The sequence below is a fragment of the Nocardia mexicana NBRC 108244 genome (genome assembly GCF_001613165.1).
Taxonomy (GTDB): domain Bacteria; phylum Actinomycetota; class Actinomycetes; order Mycobacteriales; family Mycobacteriaceae; genus Nocardia; species Nocardia mexicana.
This window is the reverse complement of record NZ_BDBV01000062.1, coordinates 49,563-67,687: the sequence shown is the minus strand read 5'-3', so window position 1 is coordinate 67,687 and position 18,125 is coordinate 49,563. Positions and strand designations below refer to the sequence as shown.

Sequence of the window (18,125 nt, the reverse complement as noted above, 5' to 3'; positions counted from 1 at the left end):
GGAGTTGCCGTGCCCCCGACCATCGACCCCGCCGCCACGGCCTGGCTGTTGGCGAGCACCGCCCTGGTGCTGCTGATGACGCCCGGCCTGGCCATTTTCTACGGCGGGATGGTCCGATCCACCGGCGTGCTGAACATGCTGATGATGAGCTTCATCGCCATCCCGCTGGTGACGGTGGTGTGGCTGCTGCTCGGATACGCCCTGGCCTTCGGCGACGACGCCGGGGGCGGCCTGATCGGCAATCTCACCCACGCCGGGATGGCCCGGATCGACCCGTCCACGGTGCGCAACGGTGTGCCGGAGCTGCTGTACGCGACATTCCAGCTGACCTTCGCGATCCTGACCGCCGCGCTGGTCAGCGGCGCCATCGCGGACCGGGCGAAGTTCTCGGCGTGGATGGCGTTCGTGCCGCTGTGGACGCTGGCGGTCTACGCGCCGGTCGCGCACTGGGTCTGGGGTCCGGAGGGCTGGCTGGCCTCCTTCGGCGCCCTCGACTTCGCGGGCGGGCTCGTGGTCGAGATCGCCTCGGGCGCTTCGGCATTGGCCTTGGCGCTGGTGCTGGGCCCGCGCGTCGGCTTCAAGGTCGATGCGATGCGGCCGCACAACCTGCCGTTCGTGCTGCTGGGCGCGGGCATCCTGTGGTTCGGCTGGTTCGGGTTCAACGCCGGATCCGCGTTGGCGGCCAACGGAATCGCCGCCGCCGTCTTCCTGAACACGCTCGTCGCGGGCTGCCTCGGCATGCTGGGCTGGCTCGCGGTGGAGCAACTGCGCGACGGCCGCCCGACCACCTTCGGCGCCGCCTCCGGTGTGGTGGCCAGGCTGGTGGCGATCACGCCGTCCTGCGGCTCGGTGAACACGCTGGGCGCGGTGATCGTGGGACTGGTTGCGGGCGTGGCGTGTTCGTTCGCGGTGGGCTGGAAGTTCAAGGCGGGCTACGACGATTCGCTGGATGTGGTAGGCGTGCACTTCGTCGGTGGCATCGTCGGCACGCTGCTCATCGGGCTGCTCGCCAACCAGGTGATGACCGGCGGCGTGCGCGGCCTGTTCTACGGCGGCGGACTGTCGCAGCTGGGCAAGCAGGTGGTGGGCGCGCTCGTGGTCGCGGCCTGGGCGTTCGGGGTGTCGTTCGTGCTGGGCAAGATCATCGACCGCACGCTGGGCTTCCGGGTCAGCAAGGAGGACGAGGTCGCCGGCATCGACTTCGCGCTGCACGCCGAGACCGCCTATGCCGAGGGCGTGCACGGCCACGCGCCGCGCGGGCTCTTCGGACATCAGCACGGTAAGAGCGAGCGAGACAAAACGTAACCGGGATCACTGCATCTCACGGTGCGCAACCTCTTGCGGACCCATGAGGTAACAGCGTTACGCTAACGTCGTTACCTTACGGCCGCACCGAGGAGCGCACCATGCTGACCCGAATCGCTCGGATCACCACCCGCTACCCCAAGCGGATACTGCTGGCGGCGCTCGCGCTCGCACTGCTGTGCGGCGCGTTCGGCGCGACCGTCACCGATAAGTTGAAGGGCGGCGGCTTCACCTCCGACGGAGCCGAATCCTCGCAGGTCACCAAGCTGATGGCGGACCATTTCGGTGGCGCCGAACCCAACCTGGTGCTGCTGGTCCGATCCGACCACGGCGTCGACGCGGGCGATGTGCGCGCGCTGGCCACCGACATCACCGAAAGGCTGCAGTCGCGCGGCGACGCCGTCGGCGTCCGGTCCTACTGGAACAGCCCGCCGCAGGTCGCCTCGGCGCTGCGCAGCACCGACGGCAAGAGCGCTGTCGTGGTCGCCTATCTGACCGGCGGCGAGGACCAGGCCCAGAAGGCGGCGGGCGAAATCGTCGAGGGCCTCCACGACACGCCACCCGGTGTCACCGTGCAGGCGGGCGGCCTGTCGGCGCTGTACCAAGAGGTGAACTCCCAGGTCACCAAGGATCTCGCGCTCGCCGAGGGCGTCGCGGTGCCGCTGACGGCGATCGTGCTGATGCTGGTGTTCGGCAGCGTGGTCGCGGCCGCCTTGCCGCTGCTCATCGGGGCCTTCGCGATCCTGGGCACGCTGGCGATCCTGCAGGCGCTCACCGCGGTCTCGGACGTGTCGATCTACGCGCTGAACATGACCACCGCGCTCGGCCTGGCCCTGGCGATCGACTACAGCTTGTTCATCGTCAGCCGCTACCGGGAGGAGTTGGCGAGCGGCCTCGCGCACCGCGACGCGGCCATCCGCGCCGTCCAGACGGCCGGGCGCACGGTGCTGTACTCGACGCTCACCGTGGTGCTGGCACTCGCGGCACTCGCGGTTTTCGATCTCTACTTCCTCCGGTCGGTCGCCTTCGCGGGGGTGGCCGTGGTGGCCGCCGCGGCCGCGGCCTCGATCGTGATCCTGCCCGCGGTGCTGGTGCTGCTGGGTGATCGGGTCAACGCCTGGGATCTGCGAGTTCCGCTGCGGCGCTTGCTGCGCCGCCCCGAGCCGGTGCCGCGCCCCGTCGAACAGTCGGCGTGGTACCGCATGGTCTCGTGGGTGATGCGGCGCGCCGCCCCGGTGGCGGTGGTGATCATCGCGGTGCTGCTGGCGATCGGATCGCCGTTCCTGGGCGTGAAATTCGGCTACCCGGACGACCGGGTGCTGCCGGTCGGCGCGGAGAGCCGGGCCGTCGGCGACGTCCTGCGCAGCGATTTCCCCGGGGTCAACGCCGGTACCGCCGCCACCGTCGTGCTGGAGGGATACCGCGGCGACGCCGGGGGCTATGCGGGCGCGCTGTCTCGGGTGAACGGGGTGTCGTCCGTGCTGTCCAACTCGGGCGTGTACGTCTCGGGCGCCCGGGTCGCGCCCACGCCGCCCGGGATGGCCAACGACAACGGCCAATACCTCACCGTCACATCGAAATTCAGCCCGTACTCCGGGGACGGCCAGGACCAGTTGGAACAGCTGCGTGCCGTGCCCTCGCCCGCACCGGCGATGTTCGGCGGGGCGGCCGCGGTCAACGCCGACACCCTGGACGCGCTGGGGGAACGGTTGCCGCTCGCGATCGGGCTGATCGTGCTGTCCACCTTCATCGTGCTGTTCCTGTTCACCGGCAGCGTCGTGCTTCCGCTGAAGGCCCTGGTGCTCAATACGCTCTCGCTGAGCGCGATGTTCGGGATGATGGTGTGGATCTTCCAGGAGGGACATCTGTCCGGCCTGCTGGACTTCACCGCGTCCGGCTATCTGGTGGCGACGATGCCGATCCTGATGTTCTGCCTGGCATTCGGGATGTCGATGGACTACGAGGTGTTCCTGCTCTCGCGGATCCGGGAGGCGTGGCTGGCCTCCGGGCGCACGTCCGCCGACAATGTGCGGTCGGTGGCGCTCGGGGTGGCGCGCACGGGGCGGATCATCACCGCGGCCGCCGTGCTGATGGCTATCGTGTTGGGCGCCATGATTACTTCCAAGGTGTCGTTCATGCAGATGTTCGGTCTCGGGCTCACCCTGACCGTGCTCGCCGACGCCACCGTCATCCGCGGTCTGCTGGTACCCGCCCTGATGAAACTGATGGGCCGGGCCAACTGGTGGGCGCCCGCGCCGCTGGCCCGCCTGCACGAGCGGATCGGACTGTCGGAGGAGGAGTCGGAGCCGCACGGTAAGGCCGCCGAACCCGAGCCGGCGGGCCGTACGTGATGTGCCCGCGGCGTCCCCGGTCGGCGCGCGGCACCGGCGCCCAGCTGCGCGAGGAGATCCTCGAGGCCACTCGGGACCTGATGGCGCGCACCGGAAACGCCGATGCGGTGTCGATCCGCGAGGTGGGCAAGATCGTCGGCGTCAGCGCGCCGTCGATCTACCGGCACTTCGCCGACAAGGAGGCGCTCATCGACGCCGCCCTGGCGCAGGTCTTCGAGAACCTGGACGCGGCCATCGTGGCCGCCACCGATCCCGAGCGATCGCCGATCACGCAGATGCGCGATCAAGGCATGGCGTACGTGCGCTTCGCCCTGGAGCACCCCGGACAGTATCGGGTCGCCACCGCGGCCACCTCGGGCCCGGGCCCGAGCGCCGTCGATCAGGTCATGAGCAGCGGTGCGTTCCAACGGTTCTCGCAGACCGTGCAGGCGGCCATGGACGCCGGGACGATCACATCCGGCGATCCGCTGCCCGTCGTGCTGGAGTTGTGGGCCGCCGCGCACGGCATCGCGTCGCTGCTGATCACCAAGCCCTATCTGCCGTGGGGCGACGCCGAGGCTATCGCGAATCGGGTGCTCGGCGCCGCCTGTGTCGGCCATGCGGTGGTCGACATCATGGGCGGCGAACCGCTCGAACCCGACGAGACGGCACAGTGGCTGGAGGAGCTGCGGCGGCGGAACTGACTGCGGCGCAGGGGGTCAGGAGACGTCGGCCGGCGACGCCACCCAGGTGTTGCACTTCTGGGTGCGGTTGTTGGTGTATCCGTGCTCGTACCAGGATCCGTAATTCTGTTTGGTGCCATGGTCTCTGGTGTCGCCCGGCCCGTCACCGCGGGAGTAGTTGTCGCGGATGGTGCGGCCCGCCTGATCGTTGCTGATCGTGCCCACGTGGTTGGACGAGCCGATGAACATGCCGCCGAAGCACTGCGCCTGCAGCTCGAGCCGGCGCGAAAGTTCCAGTCCCTTCGCCGAAGTCGGCCCGGCCTCGTAGCGCTCCTTGTGCGACTTCTGGGAGACGCCGCTGATCGCCTCGATGTGATGGCCGTATTCGTGCGCGAAGACCATCAGGTAGATCACCGAATCGTCGCCGTACTCGTCGACCTGGATGGTGTCCAGCGGCATGTAGATGGTGTGGTTGGTCGAGCAGTAGAACGCGGCGAAGCTGCCGCCGGAGCTGGTGCAGGGCGAGGTCGCGCCTGACGCCCGGGCCGGAACCGACACGGTCGGGGTGGAGAACGGCAGGTTGGCCGCCTGCAGCACCGGCTTCCACATGTTGTCCAGGCAGGTCTTGGCGGCGTCGAAGAAGGCCTGCGCCGCCGCGACGGTGGCGCCCCACCGCGGGTAGCCGCACTCGATATTGACCAGACCCGACTCCGGGTCGCGGAACAGCGGATTGTCGCCGGTCGCCAGGACCGGCTGCGGCCCAGCGGGTTTCGTCGAGGTCGCGGCGCGGCTGGTGGAGGCGGACCGCGAGGTCGTCGCGCGTCCGGAGGTGGTGGGCGAGCTCGCCGTCGTCGTGGTGGAGCTCGGCGGGGCGAAGGTGAAACTGGGTGTGTCGTAGGAGTACTTCGACGGGTCGTTGGTGGTGGCGCCGACCGTGGCGAAGACCACCAGCGCGCCGACCACGCCGAAGACCAGCAGCACCGCGAACACCACGCCGACGGCACCGCCACCGCCCGAGCGCGGGGGTGGATAGGGACGCCCGTAGTAGCCCGGCGGGGGTAGCGGCGGACCGTACGGCGGTCGCGGCATGCCGGGCGGGGGCAGCGGAGCCCCGTACGGCGGCCGCTGGCCAGGTGGGCCGTAGCCGGGGGGTGCCCCGTATCCGGGTGGCGGGCCGTAGCCCGGTGGCGGCCCGTAACCGGGTGGCGGGCCGTAGGGCGGCTGGCCGGGCTGCGGGCCATACGGCGGCGGAAAGCCGTGCGGCGGTGGATTTCCCGGGGGCTGGTTCATGAGGGAATCAACTCACCTGACTCGCTGGGGCCTTGAACGTATTGCACTGCGCGGAACGGTTCTGGTCGAAGCCGGTGCTGAACCAGTCGCCCATGTGCTGTGCCGAGCCATGATCGCGCATATCGCCGGCGGCGTCGCCCCGACCGTAGGCATCCTTCTTGGTGTTGCCGGTCTGGGTCGGCGTCAGCGAGCCGCCGCCCGCCGTGGCCGCCACGAACATTCCGTCGAAGCAGTTGGCCTGCAACTCGACTCGCCGCGAGAGCTCCAGCCCCCGCGCGCTGCTGGTGCCGGACTCGCGGCGCTGCTTGTTGGCCTCCAGCAGGATTCCGGACTGCGCCTGGATGTGGTGGCCGTACTCGTGGGCGAACACCGACAGGTAGATCTCCCACCGATCCTTGAACATCTCGGTCTGCAGCTGGCTGACCGGCATGTAGATGGTCTGATTCGCGCCGCAGTAGAAGGCCGCGAAATTGCTGCTGCTGCCGGTGCAGGGCGTGCTGATCCCGGCGGTGGTCGCGGTGACGCTCAGATTCGGGGGCGTGAACGACAGTTTCGCGGCCGACATCACCGGCCGCCATGCCTGCTCGAGGCAGGTTGCCGCGCTCTCGAAGAACTTTCGCGCGGCATCGACCTGGGTGCCCCACGGCGCGTAGTTGCAGCGGGCGGGGCTCAGCGGCGAACCCGGGTCGGCCAGCAGCGGATTGGCGTCGGTCGCCGCGACTCCCGCGGTGCCCGAGGATCTTCCGGTGGTCGGCGCGTAGGTGTAGCTCGGCTGGTCACCGGAGTTCGCGGCGTGCACACCGGTACGGATCGCGGTGCGCACCAGCCCGCTGGTCACCAGCAGGATGAGCACGATCAGCACCACGGCCAGCCCACCCCCGCGCTTGCGTTGCGGCGGCCTGCCCGGCGGCCCGTAGGGAGGCGGCGGTGGCATCGGCGGCCGATACCCCGGAACCGGCGCACCGTAACCCGGCGGCGGTGCGGGATATCCCGCGGGTGCCCCGTAGCCCGAAGGCGCAGGTGCGTAGCCAGGAGGCGCGGCATAACCAGGGGGCGCAGCACGGCCTGGAGACCCTCCGTAGCCAGGAGGCGGACCCTGACCCGGAGGCGCACCGTAGCCAGGAGGCGGAGGTGTATATCCGGGAGGTGCGGGTTGCCCCGGAGGCGCACCGTAACCCGGCGGAGTGCCGTGGTCAGGAGCAGGCGGAGGCGCGGGATAGCCGGGCGGCGGCGCACCGTAACCAGGCGGCGGGTCGTGTCGCGGCGCCCCGGGCCCTGGCGGCGGGATCGGCCGACCGCCAGGCGGATTCGGACCATGCCCGTAGGGTGGTTGACTCACTCCCCCGTGCCCCCAGTTCTTTCAGGTCTCCAAACAGCCGCTGACGCAGGATAGCAAGCCGTCTAAGCTACGGCCCCATGCTGATCTTTCGGGGGGGCGCCCTGGGCGCTCTGTTGCTAGTTCTGGTGGGGTTGTTCGTTGCCTCGCCTGCCGCCCAGGCCCAGTCGGCTGATGGGGTGACGATCAATGCGGACATCAAGTTGAGCGAAGAGGGGTTGCTCGAGGTTGCCGAGACGGTGCAGGTGCCGCCGGGCGGGCAGTTCCATATGGCGGTGCCGCTGCGGGTCGCGTTGAAGGACAAGGGGGAACGGCGCTTCGCCGTCACCGATGTCTCCGCCACCGGTCCCGGTACGGCGAAGGTGGACAACGACCGGTTCAGCATCGACGCACAGCCCGGCGAATCGTCGTACAAGTACACGGTGCACAACGTGGTCAACGATGCGCCGGGCACCCAGATCTTCCGGTGGAGCGGGGTGCTCAATACCGATGTCGCGTCGATCACCGCCTCGGTGATCAGCCCCAGCTATCAGATGGGAATCGTCGACTGCAAGATCGGCCCGGTGGGCACGTCGCAGCCGTGCGCCGATGTGCGCGTGGAGCCGGACGGCGTGCTCTCGCTGTACAAGGAGGGTCTGCACAAGGGCGACATGATCGACCTCACGCTGCAGATGCCGCCGGGCACCGTGCCCGCCAACGCCGATATCACCGGCGACGAGCCGAGCGCCTTCGCTATCACGACGCCGGTGCTCGTCGCCTTCGGCGCGCTGCTGCTGGGCCTGGCCGCGGCCGCGGGCTACGTGGCCTGGGCGCGGCGGCAGGACGCGGCGGCGCTGGCCGGGCAGGACACGCTGGATCCGGTGCAGCAGAACGGAAATCAGGCCCAGTTCGCGTCTCCCGGCGGTGTGCTGCCGGGCGAGGCCGGACTGCTGCTGGACGGCTCCGCCGATGCGAGCGACCTGGCCGCGACCGTCGTGGATCTCGCGGTGCGCCGCTACCTCTGGGTCACTCAGGTCAGCGATTCGGACTGGCGGATCAGCCGCGTCAACCCGGCCGACGATCAGCTGCGCGGCTACGAACAGGCCGTGTACCGGGCGCTGCTGCCCGACGGCACCGAGTCGGTGCTGGTCTCGGAGCTGCGCCAGGCGGGCCGGGTGAGCGGCGAATCGGCCCGCGCGGCACTGCGCGAGGATGCGCTCACCCGGGGCACACTGATCGACCGGACCCGGCGCGGCCCGGCGTTCTGGCTGGGCGCGGCGCTGGTGGTGATCGGGGCCGGGGTGACGGTCGCGCTGGCGATCACCGGCGGCCACGCGCTGGTCGGCGTCGCGATCGCGCTGGGCGGGGCGGCGGCGCTGCTGCTGCCGCGCTATCTGCCGGTCCGCACCGCCGCCGGGCGACAGCTGGCCGGGCAGGTGCGGGCCCTGCAGCGCGGGCTGGATGCCGTTGGCCCCGACCGGATTCCGCCCGCCGACCGCGAGGTGATCTTCTCCCGGGCGCTGCCGTTCACCATCGTCGGAGGCCGCACGGACAATTGGATCCGCACCTTCCGGGAACTGAATCCCGGCGCCGACCGGCAGGCGGGTCTGTACTGGTTCGGCGGATTCGACCGCGATCAGAACCTGCACCGGTTCGCCGGTCACTTCCCGTTCTTCATCACCGCGCTGGACGGCCTGTTCGGTACGAGCAGCCGCTGGTGACGCGCTACCGCGCGGGCGGATGGAACGCCTTGGAGAGGTAGGCCGCGGCGTCCGCGATCATGGGATACGGTGGCGCGGCGTCGAATCCGGTGCGGTCGGTCATGATCGCCAGGATCAGCGGTGCGCCGTCCGGCGGCCAGACGACGGCGACATCGTTGGCGCGGCCGAAATCACCGTGCCCCGTCTTGTTGGCGACGGTCCAACCGGCGGGCACCCCGGCCCGGATGGTCTGCGCGCCGGTGGCGCTGCGCTGCAGCCAATCCTTCAGCAGCGCCTGCTTTTCCGGCGGTAGCGCCCCGCGGAGCACGACCTGCTGGTAGTCGGCGGCGAGGGCGCGCGGTGTGATGGTGTCGCGCGGATCGCCGGGCGGATCGCTGTTCAGTTCGGGCTCGTACTGGTCCATGCGGCCGACGGTGTCGCCCAGGCTGCGCAGGTAGGCGGTGAGCTGCTCCGGGCCGCCGATATCGCGCATCAGCAGATTGCCCGCGGTGCCGTCGCTGAATCGGATTGCGGCATCACACAATTCGCGGATGGTCAGGCCGGTCTCGATATGGTCCTGGGCCACCGGCGAGATCGAGTTCACGTCCTCCCGCGTGTACCGGACGACGGTGTCGAGGTACGACATCGGATGCCGCTGCAGGACGGCGGCCGCCGCGAGCGTCTTGAACGTGGAGCAGAAGGCGAAGCGGTCGTCCGCGCGGTAGGCCAGCGATACGGCCGTACCGGTCGATATGGCGTAGACGCCCAGGCGCGCATCGTACTTCCGCTCCAGCGCGGCGAAGTGCTCCTCGGCCGCGGCCGGGTCGACCCGGGTGCTCAACACCGGATCCGCCTCCCGCGGCGCCGATGTGCGGGCGTCGGTATCCGCGCAGGCGGACGCGGCGAGGCCCAGGGCACCGAGCAACAGATTCCGGCGGCCGAAGGCGGTTCGCCCGAACACATTACGATCGTCGGTCACTTCCGCACACTACCTAGCACGCAGTCCGTCGAGCACGATGTCCATCGTGCGCTGCACCGCCCGCTCGTGCGACTCGTCGGGGCGCACGTAGATCTGCAGGGTCATCAGGCGGGCCATGTCCTGGGCGTCCACATCCGTGCGCAGCTCGCCGTCGACCTGGGCCTGCGCGGTCATCCGGGCCACCTGCTCGGCGATATTTCCGCGAAGAGCGGCCAGGCTCCGGTCCGCCTGGATGTCGGCGTGCAGCGCCGGTTCGATCGCGGAGGCCGTCGCGCCCAGCCCCAGTTCGGCGCATCCACGCAGGACGCGGCCGAGTGCGGGCCAGGCGCGCCCCTCCTCGCGCCACGCGGCGTCGGCCAGGTCCGCCAGCGCCTGCAGGTACGCCTGGGCCGCCGCGCTGATCAGCGCACTTCGATCCGGAAACCGCCGGTACAGCGTGCCGACGCCCACCCCGGCCCGGTCCGCGATCTCCTTCATCGGCACATCGACGCCCTGCTCCCGGAACACGATCTGGGCCGCCGACAGGATCTGGTCGCGATTGCTGCGCGCGTCGGCCCGCAGTTGATCGGCCATCGCCACCACCTCCGAAAGAAATGGACGAATTTCTTCCGCTTAGTGTAGCGTGGCGCCCCGGTCGAGCCTCAGCGGGCGGTGCGGATGCTGCGGCGCATGGCGGACAGCGGGTCGGCGTAGAAGACGCTCAGCGCGGTGACCGCGGCGGCGTGTTCCTGGACGCGGCCGCCGAACCGGCTGATTCGAAGATCGGCCGGCGGCAGCGTGGTGCCCTGCGCGAAAGCCTTGACCACGCGGTCGATCCCGGGCCGGTAACCCGTGAATGCCTGGCCGCCCAGGACGACTCGGTCCGGGTTGAACATGTCCCGCACCAGAGCCGCGGTGTGGCCGAGGATTTCGGCGCGCTCCACCAGCAGTTCGCGCGCCGGTTCCGAACCGCTCTCGGCGGCGCGGTACAGGTCGGCGATCACCGGGCGGCGCGGGGCCTCGCGCTTGGGCACGATGCCCGCCCGCACGGCCCGGCTCAGCAGCGACGCCTCACCGATGGTGGCCTCGAGGCAGCCGCGCCGGCCGCACGAGCACTCCACGTCGGAACCGGTGGGCAGGTGCGCGATGGATCCGGGACCGTTGGTCGGGGTGTGCACGCGGTCGTGCAGGGTGACCGCGACACCGGCCGTCTCGCGGGCGTAGATGTACAGGCTCGAACCGGGCCGCGGCTCCCCCGACCCGTCATGGGTGAGCAGCAGTTCGGCGGCCGCCATCGCCTCGACGTGCGCGGACACCGAGACGGGCAGGTCGAGCACCGCACCGAAGGCGGCGGCCACCGGCGCCGTCCGCCAGCCCAGCCGCGGATGGTCGACCACTCCGGCGGTCGGGTCCACCCGGCCCGCCAGCGCGACCCCGGTCCACAGCGGCCGACGGCGCGGCAGCCGGTCCAGGAACGCCTTGGCGCTGCGGGCGATGATGGTGAGCGCGGCGTCGGCCCCGGCCTGCGGGGTCGCGATCTCCAGGCCGCCGAGGATGCGGCCGGACAGGTCGGCGGCGATGATGCGGGTCACCGTGGCACCGATGTGCACGCCCACGGTCGCGTAGGTGTCGGTATCGACCTCGAAGGGCACCCGGGGACGCCCGACGGCTCCGGAGGCGGTGAGGTCGGCGCGTTCTCGGAGCAGTCCGGCCGAAAGCAGCGCGGACACTTGGCGATTCACCGTCGCAATGCTCAAACCCGTTGTCTGCGCGGCGGTGTCACGGAAGATCGGGCCGCGCGCCGCGGCGCGCAGGACGGCGGCCGCGGGGTTGTCGGCAATGCGTAATTCGGGCGGCACCGCGGGGCGCGGGGCAACGGCCCGAGTGTTCAGGGTTTGCGAGGACGATCGCTCGAGGGTGGGGCTCGTCATGTGCGGAATCCTTGTTGTGGCCCGCGGGCACACCGCGGGCGTATCGATCCGGAACAGCAACAAGGCAGCGAGAAGGGCCCGGACTCGGGAGACGAGGAGCGGTTCTCAGCTGCGCGGCAGGGAGCAACACAGCTCCCGCTGCCGCGGCAGCCGCACACCGAGCGCGACGGTCATGTACGTGACCCGCGTGGCATTCGGTCGGCTGGAGGACATGCCTTAGAAGCTAACATCCCATGTCTTCGGGACGCCAGACCGGCCGGTACGCATCCATTGGAATCACCGTGATTCCAACTCACGCGACCCGGTCCGCGCCCCAGCTGCGGTGCACGTAACCGATCACGCGGTCCAGCTCTTCGCGCTCGACCGCCGCCAGCTCGCCCGGTTCCAGCGGGTCGAAATGGAAGATGTAGAGGCGGGAGGCGAACTGCTCGAAGGGCAGCGAGGCCTCGCCGAATCGCTCGCCGTGACCGGCCGTGCCGACGACGACGCCGTCGCCCCAGTCCTGGCCGCTGTCGTTGTTGGGGTTGTAGAAATAGACCCGCATCGTCTCCTGCGGGTCGAGGCTCACGCGCAGCACGGTGATGGCGTGCCAGCCGACGAATCGGGCCGCGCTGTCGGTGACGGCGATACCGGCGGGCTGCGGGTGGATCAGCGGCTGATTGCCGTTGTAGAAGGGGTGGTATCCGGCGTAGAAGTGCCGTAGGAATTCGTCGAGTTCGGTCAGGTTGCCCGTCGCCACGTCGACATTGATGCGGAACCCGCGACCGGACCACCAGCCGTGGAACTCGGGATTGATCCAGCGGTGCGGATCCCCTTCGCGACCGGCGCAGCGCCGTCCCATTTCCGCGTAGATCCGGTCCAGGTGCGGCACCACGAGCAGCGACACCGGGTCCAGATCGTGCGGCAGGCTGGTGGCGACGCCGGCGCCGACTTCCCGCGAGGAGATCGGCTGCCCCTCGAAATGCATCACGACCTCGTCGTCGCGCGCGGCCCAGGCCACCGTCTGCAGCAGGTAGTCGGGGTCGTTGTAGGCCCACATCGACAAGGCCCGCGCCGCCTGACAGGTGGGATTGTCGCCCTGCCCGACACCCAGCGGTAAACCGAGCATCGACAGCATGCCCGACAGTAGCCAGGCGCTGGGATCCGGTGTGGGCCCGAATACTTCGGTAATTCGCTGCTGCGAATACGGCGACAGGTGCAGCGCCAGCTGGCGCCACATGGCGGGAGCGACCGGAGGCTGGTAGAGAATGCCGCGCTCCAGCATCAACGCGAGCCCGTAGATGCACTGCGCCGTCTCGACATGTACGGCCTCTTCGATGAGGCAGCGCACCAATTCGTGGTAGCACAACAGGCAGTCGCGACCGGTGCTCGACAAACCCATGGCCTCGGCGAGCAGGTATTCACCTTTGCCGAGCAGAAAGCGCAGCAGCACCGCGTGATACGGCGACACCAGTCCGGTGTCGTGAATCGATCGCGCGAAACCTGCCGCCTCGTACTGCAATGCGGCGTCGTCCATGGTTTCCAGGCGCGCACGGTAGAGCTCGATGCCCGGATCCTCGCGGCACCCGTCGGTGGTGCCATACAGGCTGCTGATCAGACGGTCCGCACCCAGCCCGCTGGCGCCCAGATCGATATCCGGATTGCTTCGGGCAACGGCGATCTGGGTGATCATCCGCTTGACGGAATCGACCTGGATCGGGCGTTGTCTCAGAATTCGCCAGATCTCGTCGACGAGGTTCTCCAGCACCTTCTCGTATCCCACCTCTTCGACGAGGTAAGCGAGCAATGCCCGCGACACCTGGGCCATCCGCCCCTGCCGTTCCCGCTCCGCCTCCGACGGGGGCACGAACAGCAGGGACAGATTGATGGCCAGCACCTGCGACAGATGGTTCTGCGCGTGCTCCGCGGAGATCGTCGGATGCTGGTACTCGCCCTTGGCGATGACCAGCATCCGCAGCTCGCTCACCGTCTCCAGGACCACGGTGTGCGCATTCGCGCTCTGCAGCGAGCCGGTGCTCAGCGACGGGATCAGGATGTGCGGCCGCGCCCAGTCGGTCCCCTGGAACAGGCCCGCGGCCTCCAGCCCGACGGCCCGCGACCGCACCGCCTCGCACCCGTCGGGGAGCAGCAGCACCCGTCGCAGCGCATCGAGCACCCGCGGCAGTTTGACCTGCTTGCCGAAATCACCGGCCTCTTCGAGGGATCGGGTGGCTTCGTCCAGGGTGGCGAGGCGTCTGTCCAGGGTTGCCCTGTCGCTGCTGAGTGGACTCAATCAGGATCCTCCCCGTGAGCCGTTGCTGTCGAACGGATTAGATGTAGAAGTCGAGCTCTTCTTGCCGCTTCAGCAGATCCCGGAGAGTGTACGGGTCATCGCCGACGAAGTACAAGAGGCCCCAATGGTTTCCGTATGCGGTGCGTTTGGTGACTTTTTCCTCCAGGGGCGAGCTGAGCTCGTGTGAATCGAAGTAATCATGGTCCTCGGTCTCTTCCGGCAGCGACAACTGATTGACCACCCGCCGCCGCGGATACACGCCGAAGGAGCCCGCGTGCACCTTCGCATCCACCACTTCCCGCGGGAAGAACGACGTGATCTCCTCCTCGGTCGTCTTCGGATCGAAGGCCAGGACCAGCGCATGGTAGGCATTGAATCCGTATGCCCGCTCCAGCAGCTCGAAAACCTTGAACCCCGGCGGGCGGTAGGCGACCTCACCGAAGTACATTTCGCCGTCGCTGGTGACGAAATATTCGGGGTGCACGAATCCGAATTCGATGTCGAACGTTTTGATCAGCTTTTCCACCTGCCGGGTGATCTCCGGCCGATACCGCTCGAGTTCCGGTGTTGCCGGGACGAAGACGGAGTAGCCGAGGGTCACGTATTCGGAGATGTTCAGGAAACGGATCTTGCCGTCGTGGATCCACGCCTCGACCGCGAACTCCCACCCGTCCAGATGGGACTCCATCAGCAGCGGGAACTCCTCGTCCGGAATCGTGTCGACCTCGTCGGGCGTGCGGATGACCCGGTGACCGAGGCAGCCCGCCTTGTCGAAGGCCTTGATGTGGATCGGGTCGTTCGGGTCGCCGTCGAGCTTCAGCAGGGTCTGGTTGACGCGGCGCAGGAAGCGGGTGACGTCGTCGCGCTCGTGGGCCTCCTCGAAGATTCCGACCCGAATGCCGCCGAGTTGCGCGCGCCGTTTCATCAGCGCCTTGTCGCGCAGCAGCATCGCCTGCCCGAACAGGCGCGGGTTGTCCAGCAGCACGGAGTTGATCGCACCGGCCCACTCGACGGTTTCCTCGAAGATCGGAATGGCGACGTCGACACCCTTCTCGTGCAACGTCTCGGCAATTTCCATCGAGCGGTCGTTGAGACGCTCGAAATTCCATGGAATATAAGGGATTCCATGCTCGGCGCAGTAATCTTTCGCCCACTCCGGAGCTACCACGATATACCGTCGATCGAATCGGTCGACGGCCTCGACCGCATTCAAGCTCCACCCCAGCAGGGCGATGTACCCTTTATCGGGGTTTCGATCTCTCGTCCCCCGTGTTGCAGTTGACAAACCTGTTCCCCTCTCGACCTTCTATTGCTGGTCCGGTGATCCGGGGCGTCATCTCATATGGCGCAACGCCTTCCTCTCGTCATTGCACACGAGTACCCCGGACGTCCCGAAACCAAACCGTCGCCGCTTCAAAATCATTGCGAGCGTAGGGAAATGCGGTGCGAACAGCAGGCTGGCCGACTTTTATTGCATCACAGTGATTTTCACGAATATTCAGCCCAACATCGTTGACCGCACGCGGAATCGGGCCGACGCACCCATTCGAGCCGAGGGCAGCCCCTGCTCCCCAGCGCTCGCGGTGCGGTCAGGGCTCGGTGCGAATACCGTCGATCCACGCACTCGATGCGGGCCAGCACGGACACCGTTATTCTCCGCAAATCATGCGGAGAATAACGTTATAATGACCGCATGACCCGAGGGCAGAGGTACATCTGGGAGGACCCCGGCTGGCCTGCGCTCTCCTATGATTCCGGCCGCCTGGCCGGGCCGATTGCCGATGCCTCTCGCCGTCAGGGGCTGCTGCTCGGACGCCTCGCCGACACGGAGGACAGAGTCGCCGACCAGGTGAGCCTGACAACTCTGACCTCGGACGTGGTCAAGACGAGCGAGATCGAGGGCGAGATGCTCGACGCCGAGTCCGTCCGCTCGTCCATCGCGCGCCACCTGGGTGTCGATATCGGCGCCCCCACCCCGGCTGATCGACATATCGATGGCGTCGTCGAAATGGTGCTCGACGCGACGATCCACCACGATCGTCAGATGACCCCGGACCGGCTTTTCGGGTGGCATGCGGGCTTGTTCCCCACGGGGTACTCCGGTATCTCGCGGCTGCGCGTGGGCGCGTGGCGTGACGACGCGGGTGGCCCCATGCAGGTGGTCTCGGGCCCGTACGGCAGACAGCAGGTGCATTTCGAGGCGCCACCGGCCGCCCGGCTGGACACCGAGATGCGACAGTTCCTGGACTGGTTCAACCGGGACACCCCGGAACCCGCGGTCGTCAAGGCCGGACTGGCGCATCTGTGGTTCGTCACGGTCCACCCCTTCGACGACGGAAACGGGCGCATGGCCCGCGCTCTCGGTGACCTGTGGCTCGCCCGCGCGGACGGCAGTTCCCGGCGGTTCTACAGCCTGTCCGCTCAGATCCAGCGCGACCGGGGCGCTCCGGTCGTACCTCGGTATCCAGGCTGGGGGCGGCCGCTAGCAGTCCGCGGGTGTACTCGTGCTGCGGGTTGCCGAGAATCTCGGCGGTGTCGCCGGTTTCGACGATCTCGCCGCGGCGCATCACCGCGATCCGGTCGGCACGGTCCGCCGCCACCGCCAGGTCGTGGGTGATCAACAGGACCGCGGTGCCCGATCGTGCGGTGCGGTCGGCGAGGTGGTCGAGGATGTGTCGCTGCACCGTGACGTCCAGGGCGCTCGTCGGTTCGTCGGCGATCACGAGGTCGGGATCGCAGGCCAGCGCGGTGCCGATCAGCACGCGTTGACGCTGCCCGCCGGACAGGTCCTGCGGGTACTGCCGCGCCCGCAGTTCCGGCCGATCCAGTCCCGCGTCCGTGAGGATCCGCACGGCCTCCGCCGCCGCGGTCCGGCGGCTGGCGCGGCCGTGGATGCGCAGTGCCTCGGCCACCTGATCGCCGATGCGGAGCACCGGATTCAGCGAGGTGCCCGGATCCTGCGGCACCAGACCGATTCGCGCACCGCGCAACTGGCGCAGGCGGCGCTGTGGCGCGGTATCGATCCGCTCACCCGCGAAGTGGATCTGCCCGCCGGTGACCGTGCCGCCGTTCAGCAGTCCGATCACCGCGTGCGCCACAGTCGATTTACCGGAACCGGATTCGCCGACCAGGGCGACGGTCTCGCCCGGCGAGACGGTCAGCGAAGCGCCCGCGACGGCGGTCGCCGCCGCGTTGTCGCCGTACGCCACCTGTAGATCATCGATGCGCAGTAGCGGTTCGGGTGAGCGTTTCGCGGCACCGCCGAGGGCCGCGACCTGCCGGAGTTCGAGTGGGCTGGGTGCCGTGTCGGTGTACTCGCTCATCGCGCACCGTCTTGTGCGATGGTGCGGCCGAGATGCTGCGCGGCGAGCACCACCGCGACTATGACCAGGCCGGGCAGGGTCGTCATCCACCACGACGTGGCCAGGTAGTTACGGCCCTCGGAGATCAGCGAACCCCACTCCGGCGTGGGCGGGGCGGCGCCGTAGCCGAGGAAGCTCAGCGACGAGACGGCCAGCACGGCTACGCCGAATTCGACGGCGGCCAGCGCGGCGACCGGCGCATAAGCGTTGCGCAGCACATGCCGCACCAGCACCACGGGCCACCGCACACCGGCGGCGAGGGCGGCCTCCACGTACTGGGCACGGCGCACGCGCAGCACCTCGGTGCGCATCACCCGCGCGAACCGGGCCACCAGCGCCACGCCGACCGCGATCGCGACGTTCCGGGTGCCGAAGCCGAGCACGGTCACCAGGGCCAGCGAGGTCAGCAGTTCCGGAATCGACAGCAGCACGTCGACGACCCTCATCGTCGCCGAATCGACTACGCCGCCGACCGCACCCGCCACCAGTCCGATCAGCGATCCGGCGACCAATCCGATCAGAACGGCGAATACCGTTGCCGTCAACGATAATTCGGCAGCATGCACAACCCGGGTGTAAATATCACGCCCTAGGTTGTCGGTACCGAACCAATGGTCCATACTCGGCCCACGCAGCTTCTCCGCCGGCACCCCGACCAACGGATCCCGCCCGGTGAACCACGCCGGAACCACGGCCCACCCCAGCGCCAGCAGGAGTACGAGCGCGGACAACACTGCAAAAGGCTTGGTGCGCACCGACTTCAGTACAGCAGCCCAGCGCAGTGCCGAGACCTGCGCTAAGCCAGGCCGCTCGGCCGATAAGGTCCCGATCATCCGCCACGCACCACCGTCGTCTCGTCACGCACCCCCGTCGTCCCGGCGAATGCCGGGACCGGGTCGGAACCTCCGCGCCGAGCCTCGCCACTCGATTCCGGCGTTCGCCGGAAAGCCGGGGGGACGGTGCTCCGATGTCGCTGCGC

12 protein-coding genes and 2 pseudogenes are annotated in these 18,125 nt (G+C 68.8%); 5 read left to right on the top strand and 9 right to left on the bottom strand.

Features of this window, described 5'->3' with window-relative positions; translation table 11 throughout:
• Positions 1-9 precede the first annotated feature (9 nt).
• The 3 genes from NM1_RS24350 to NM1_RS24340 all read left to right on the top strand — a co-directional run bounded on the left by NM1_RS24350 (position 10) and on the right by NM1_RS24340 (position 4,339).
• The gene (locus tag NM1_RS24350) at positions 10-1,305 is read left to right on the top strand and encodes an ammonium transporter (protein ID WP_068024122.1); all 1,296 of its coding nucleotides are present in this window, start codon (positions 10-12) and stop codon (positions 1,303-1,305) included.
• Between the two features lie 101 nt (positions 1,306-1,406).
• Complete coding sequence (locus NM1_RS24345; RefSeq protein WP_068024119.1) at positions 1,407-3,656, top strand: MMPL family transporter; 2,250 nt, start codon at positions 1,407-1,409, stop codon at positions 3,654-3,656.
• Positions 3,656-4,339: a TetR/AcrR family transcriptional regulator gene (locus NM1_RS24340; RefSeq protein WP_068024117.1), complete on the top strand. Its 684-nt coding sequence runs from the start codon at positions 3,656-3,658 to the stop codon at positions 4,337-4,339. The genes NM1_RS24345 and NM1_RS24340 overlap by 1 nt, the downstream gene beginning before the upstream one ends.
• A 15-nt stretch (positions 4,340-4,354) precedes the next feature.
• Here NM1_RS24340 and NM1_RS24335 read toward each other — a convergent pair whose 3' ends face one another.
• Both NM1_RS24335 and NM1_RS24330 read right to left on the bottom strand, forming a co-directional pair.
• Positions 4,355-5,608 carry a neutral zinc metallopeptidase gene (locus NM1_RS24335; protein ID WP_068024114.1) on the bottom strand — a complete coding sequence of 418 codons (1,254 nt, stop codon included), beginning with the start codon at positions 5,606-5,608 and terminating at the stop codon, positions 4,355-4,357.
• A gap of 7 nt (positions 5,609-5,615) precedes the next feature.
• Positions 5,616-6,542, bottom strand: coding sequence for a neutral zinc metallopeptidase (locus NM1_RS24330; protein WP_068024110.1), 927 nt, complete (start codon positions 6,540-6,542; stop codon positions 5,616-5,618).
• A 581-nt stretch (positions 6,543-7,123) separates the two neighbouring features.
• Between NM1_RS24330 and NM1_RS24320 the strand changes: the two genes are divergently transcribed.
• A complete protein-coding gene (locus NM1_RS24320; protein ID WP_246011670.1) occupies positions 7,124-8,644 on the top strand; it encodes a DUF2207 family protein in 1,521 nt (506 codons plus the stop codon).
• A gap of 4 nt (positions 8,645-8,648) precedes the next feature.
• Here the strand turns inward: NM1_RS24320 and bla are convergent, their stop codons facing one another.
• From bla to NM1_RS24295, 5 genes are all read right to left on the bottom strand, one after another.
• On the bottom strand, positions 8,649-9,584 hold the full coding sequence (gene bla / locus NM1_RS24315; protein WP_068024262.1) for a class A beta-lactamase: 936 nt from the start codon (positions 9,582-9,584) through the stop codon (positions 8,649-8,651).
• A gap of 27 nt (positions 9,585-9,611) precedes the next feature.
• Positions 9,612-10,175 carry a TetR/AcrR family transcriptional regulator gene (locus tag NM1_RS24310; RefSeq protein WP_068024265.1) on the bottom strand — a complete coding sequence of 188 codons (564 nt, stop codon included), beginning with the start codon at positions 10,173-10,175 and terminating at the stop codon, positions 9,612-9,614.
• Positions 10,176-10,243: 68 nt separating this feature from the next.
• Complete coding sequence (locus tag NM1_RS24305; protein ID WP_068024099.1) at positions 10,244-11,512, bottom strand: ROK family protein; 1,269 nt, start codon at positions 11,510-11,512, stop codon at positions 10,244-10,246.
• Between the two features lie 292 nt (positions 11,513-11,804).
• Positions 11,805-13,784: a hypothetical protein gene (locus NM1_RS24300; protein ID WP_068024096.1), complete on the bottom strand. Its 1,980-nt coding sequence runs from the start codon at positions 13,782-13,784 to the stop codon at positions 11,805-11,807.
• A gap of 37 nt (positions 13,785-13,821) precedes the next feature.
• Positions 13,822-14,862, bottom strand: coding sequence for an ATP-grasp domain-containing protein (locus NM1_RS24295; protein ID WP_246011668.1), 1,041 nt, complete (start codon positions 14,860-14,862; stop codon positions 13,822-13,824).
• A 615-nt stretch (positions 14,863-15,477) separates the two neighbouring features.
• Here NM1_RS24295 and NM1_RS44150 point away from each other — a divergent pair.
• Positions 15,478-16,101: pseudogene (locus tag NM1_RS44150) on the top strand (Fic family protein); the annotation flags it as partial.
• 121 nt (positions 16,102-16,222) lie between these two features.
• Here NM1_RS44150 and NM1_RS43360 read toward each other — a convergent pair.
• Positions 16,223-17,014: pseudogene (locus NM1_RS43360) on the bottom strand (ABC transporter ATP-binding protein); the annotation flags it as partial.
• An 89-nt stretch (positions 17,015-17,103) separates the two neighbouring features.
• A complete protein-coding gene (locus tag NM1_RS24285; protein ID WP_068024091.1) occupies positions 17,104-17,979 on the bottom strand; it encodes an ABC transporter permease in 876 nt (291 codons plus the stop codon).
• Positions 17,980-18,125: the final 146 nt, after the last annotated feature.

What these genes read in the sequence shown, in the direction of transcription:
- NM1_RS24330 (WP_068024110.1), bottom strand. Translation starts at nt 6,542, where the DNA reads ATGCCACCGCCGCCTCCCTACGGGCCGCCGGGCAGGCCGCCGCAACGC.
- NM1_RS24295 (WP_246011668.1), bottom strand. Translation starts at nt 14,862, where the DNA reads ATGGAAATTGCCGAGACGTTGCACGAGAAGGGTGTCGACGTCGCCATT.
- NM1_RS24345 (WP_068024119.1), top strand. Translation starts at nt 1,407, where the DNA reads ATGCTGACCCGAATCGCTCGGATCACCACCCGCTACCCCAAGCGGATA.
- NM1_RS24340 (WP_068024117.1), top strand. Translation starts at nt 3,656, where the DNA reads ATGTGCCCGCGGCGTCCCCGGTCGGCGCGCGGCACCGGCGCCCAGCTG.
- NM1_RS24285 (WP_068024091.1), bottom strand. Translation starts at nt 17,979, where the DNA reads ATGATCGGGACCTTATCGGCCGAGCGGCCTGGCTTAGCGCAGGTCTCG.
- NM1_RS24305 (WP_068024099.1), bottom strand. Translation starts at nt 11,512, where the DNA reads ATGACGAGCCCCACCCTCGAGCGATCGTCCTCGCAAACCCTGAACACT.
- NM1_RS24310 (WP_068024265.1), bottom strand. Translation starts at nt 10,175, where the DNA reads ATGGCCGATCAACTGCGGGCCGACGCGCGCAGCAATCGCGACCAGATC.
- NM1_RS24335 (WP_068024114.1), bottom strand. Translation starts at nt 5,608, where the DNA reads ATGAACCAGCCCCCGGGAAATCCACCGCCGCACGGCTTTCCGCCGCCG.